The organism is Frankia sp. AiPs1, assembly GCF_023716945.1.
GTDB lineage: Bacteria > Actinomycetota > Actinomycetes > Frankiales > Frankiaceae > Frankia.
Map to the genome: position 1 here is coordinate 1 of NZ_JAMQQF010000611.1, position 3,488 is coordinate 3,488.

General features: G+C 73.0%; 2 protein-coding genes and 1 pseudogene. 1 reads left to right on the forward strand and 2 read right to left on the reverse strand.

Annotation, left to right across the window (positions count from 1 at the left end):
* Positions 1-167 precede the first annotated feature (167 nt).
* Both ND748_RS28235 and ND748_RS28240 read right to left on the reverse strand, forming a co-directional pair.
* The gene (locus tag ND748_RS28235) at positions 168-1,229 is read right to left on the reverse strand and encodes a TerC family protein (RefSeq protein WP_251749235.1); all 1,062 of its coding nucleotides are present in this window, start codon (positions 1,227-1,229) and stop codon (positions 168-170) included.
* A 292-nt stretch (positions 1,230-1,521) separates the two neighbouring features.
* Positions 1,522-2,892 (reverse strand): peptidase M50, encoded by a 1,371-nt coding sequence (locus ND748_RS28240; RefSeq protein ID WP_251749236.1) that lies wholly within the window; start codon positions 2,890-2,892, stop codon positions 1,522-1,524.
* Positions 2,893-3,078: 186 nt separating this feature from the next.
* Between ND748_RS28240 and ND748_RS28245 the strand changes: the two are divergent.
* A pseudogene (locus ND748_RS28245) lies at positions 3,079-3,488 on the forward strand (PucR family transcriptional regulator); the annotation flags it as partial.

The following is a 3,488-nucleotide window of genomic DNA, read 5'->3' on the forward strand; positions in this document are numbered from 1 at the left end:
GCCCGCGCGGCGAGCCGGCGAGGCCGAGCTGACCGCACCCGGCAGGCGTCCCCGTCGGGCGCGGTCGCGCCATGACCACGATCGACGGACGGCCGTGACGGACGGCCCGTGACAGAAGGCCCGTGACGGACGGCCCGTGACAGAAGGCCCGTGACGGACGGCCCGGCCTAACGCGGGCGTCCGCCGGGAAGCCCGCCGCCCGGCGCGGCGACCTCACGCTGATCGGCCTGGTCGTCCGCCGGGGCCGGCGCGGAATCCGCCGCCGGCGCCGGCTTCTCGGCGGCATCCTCCGCGGGCGCCGGCTTCTCGGCGGCATCCTCCGCAGGCGGTTCGGTCAGCAGCGACCAGACCACCGAGACGGCCAACGCGACGGCGATCACGCCGAGCGACAGCGCGATCGGCATGTGCCACACGTCGGTGAGCAGCATCTTCACGCCGATGAAGGCCAGGATGAACGCCAGCCCCGTCGCCAGGTGGTGGAACCGTTCCATCAGGCCCGCGAGCAGGAAGAACAGCGACCGCAGGCCCAGGATGGCGAGCGCGTTGCTGGTGTAGATGAGGAACGTCCGGTCGGTGACGCCCAGGGCGGCGGGCACCGAGTCGAAGGCGAACAGCACGTCGGCGGTCTCGATCGCGACGAGAACGGCGAGCAGCGGCGTGGCCACGAGCTTGCCCGCGCGGCGCAGGACGAAGTGCTGTCCCTGGTACTGATCGGTGACCGGCATGACCCGCCGCAGCAGCGTCACCGCCCGGCTCTGCCCCGGGTCCATCTCGACGCCGCTGTTGCGCAGCATCTTCACGGCCGTGTAGATCAGGAAGGCGCCGAAGATGTAGATGATGAAACTGAACTGCTCGAGCAGGGCGACCCCCGCGGCGATGAAGATGAACCGCAGTACCAGGGCGCCGAGCACACCGTAGAACAGCACCCGGTGCTGGTACTCCCGGGGGACCTTGAAATACGAGAAGATCAGCGCGAAGACGAACAGGTTGTCGACGGACAGGCTCTTCTCGAGCAGCCATGCCGCCGTGTATTCGCCGGCGGCGCCGGGGCCCTGCCAGGCCCAGATGACCCCGGCGAAGCCGAGGCCCAACGACACCCACAGCAGGCTCCACCAGGCGGCCTCGCGGAAGCCGATGACGTGGGCCTTGCGGTGGGCGAGCAGATCGATGGTGAGGAGTCCTAGCAAAGCGCCGATGAAGGCGGCCCAGGCCCAGAGGGGAACGTGCACGGAGATCTCCAGAGGTGTCGCCGGTCTCGGCCCGGATGCGCCACCCCGGCTCCTCCGGGGCGGAAGGTGTCGCCCTGACCGGCCGGGCGCCGTTGCCAGCGGCCGGTCAGAGCACGTTCAGGCGCGCCACACCATCAGCAAGATGAGCATGAAGCGACGATGCATTGACTCTCAGTGACTATCGAGAGGTGCAGTTGTCCGGGTCTCCCTGGGCCGTATACCCGCACGGGGATACGGCCCGGGGCATGGCCGGAGCAAACCGCTCGGCCGGGCGGCCTGGCCGCCGGCGGGATCAGCGCCAGAGACTGCCGGGCCGCACCGGCCGGACGCCCCGCCCGCGCAGCGGCGCCGTCTCGATCGCCTGGCTGAGCTCGACCGGGCCGACGGTGCCGACCATCCGGGGGTTGCCGTCCGCCGCCGACTCGATCACGACGACGCAGCCGGCGGCCGGCCGTTCGACCAGCCTCGCGGGCAGGTCGACCACCGCGTCGTCCGGCGCGGCGGTCGCGACCATGGACAGCGGGATGCAGACCCGGTTGACCCGGGCGAGGTCACGGTCGTCCATCGGGACGGCGGCGAGGTCGCGCAGCAACGCCACCCCGGCGAGCGAACCGTCGAAGTCCTCGACCCCGAAGACGGCCCGACGGGCGGGCAGCACCACGTCGTCGAGAGCGTCATCCACGGTCGACCAGGACGACAGCGCCGGCGGTGCCGGACTCATGACGTCCCGCGCCACCAGCCCCGCCAACGCGGCGTGGGTGCGCTGCTGGGACTGGGCCAGTCGGGACGCACCCAGCGCCAGCCAGCCGAGCAGCACCGCCCACAGCCCCACGAAGCCGACGAGGAACACACCCGCGGCACCCACGGCGATCAACGACCAGCCGCTGACGACGCCGGCCCGGGCGACGGCCTGCTCGGCGCGCTCCCGGCTGCCGGTGCGGCGCAGCACCCGGGCGGCGATCAGCCGCCCACCGGAGCTGCGCGGGCTGGGCAGGGCGTCGATGAAGGCCACCAGCAGCGCGAACGTGCCGACCCACAGGGCCACCTGACCGGCCAGGGCCAGCGTCCCCGCCGGCGCCAGCGCGCCGAGGGTGACGAGCAGCGCACCGGCCAGGCCGGTCACGGCGAGCCCCGCCCGGGCGACCTGCGCCTCGGCACGGATGTCGGCACCGGACTCGACGAACCTCGGGCCTGGAGCCGAGTTCCCAGGACCGGCGGCCGGCGGCAGAACGACATCGACTCCGCCGCCCGCACCGAAGGTCCCCGGCGAACCAGCTGCTCCGGAACGCCCGGTGGGGGCCGACCCGGCTGCCGGACGGCCCGCGGAGGTCATCCCGCCCGTCCCGGCGCTGCCCTGGTCACGGGCACCGAGGGCGACCGTCAGGCGGCTGCCGAAGGCGCCGAGGGTGATGCCGACGACGGTCAGTCCGGCTCGGCGGGCGGCCCGGGCCCGCCTCAGGTCCGCGCCCAGCATGATGCCGATGAGCAGACCGGCGCCGATCAGCCCGCCGCTGAGATAGGCGAAGCCGGGCCGGTCCGGCACGGTGGCCGGCAGCGTGATCGCGGCAAGCAGGACGGTGACGACCGCCACCGAGACGGCAAGCCCCGCGCGCACCGTGATCGGCGGAAGCCCTCCCCGCCTGGTGGCGTCGTGGGTGGTCATGTCCGATCAGACTCCATTCCCGTTTCTCGGTCTTCCCGTTTCCCCGGTCGGCGTCGACGACCGGGTGTTACACATGCTCAACGTCTAGCCTGCCCTTCGACGTCCCGGCAGACACCGCACGAACTCTGCGACTTCGCCTATGATTTTGCTGCCGAGGCTCGGCAATCAGGAGCGGGAGGCGGCTATATGGGCGAAGCGGACGAACCGGCCGGGACGGCCGCGGTCGACGACGACGTGCCGGCCGGTCTGCCCGAGACGAGCCTGACCCGGCTACCCCGCGCCGCGGTGCTCGCGGCTGCCGACTCCCGGCTACATGCCGGCCTGCTCGGCGACTACCTCGACGTCCTCGCCTCGGCGGCGGACAGCGGGCGGCGGCTGACCCGGGCGGAGCTCGAGGCGTTTCGCGACCTCGGCCAGGCGGCGGCGGAGTCCGGGGCGTCGCTGCGCGCCCTGGTCGACCTCTACCTCTCCGCGACCTGGCGGGTGTGGCCGTCGCTGCCCGCGGTGCGGGCTGCCGACCGCGCCGCCCGCGAGCTGACCAGAGCGTCGAGCGAACCGGTGGCGCCGGGGCAGCTCGCCGACGCGCTGCGCTCGGC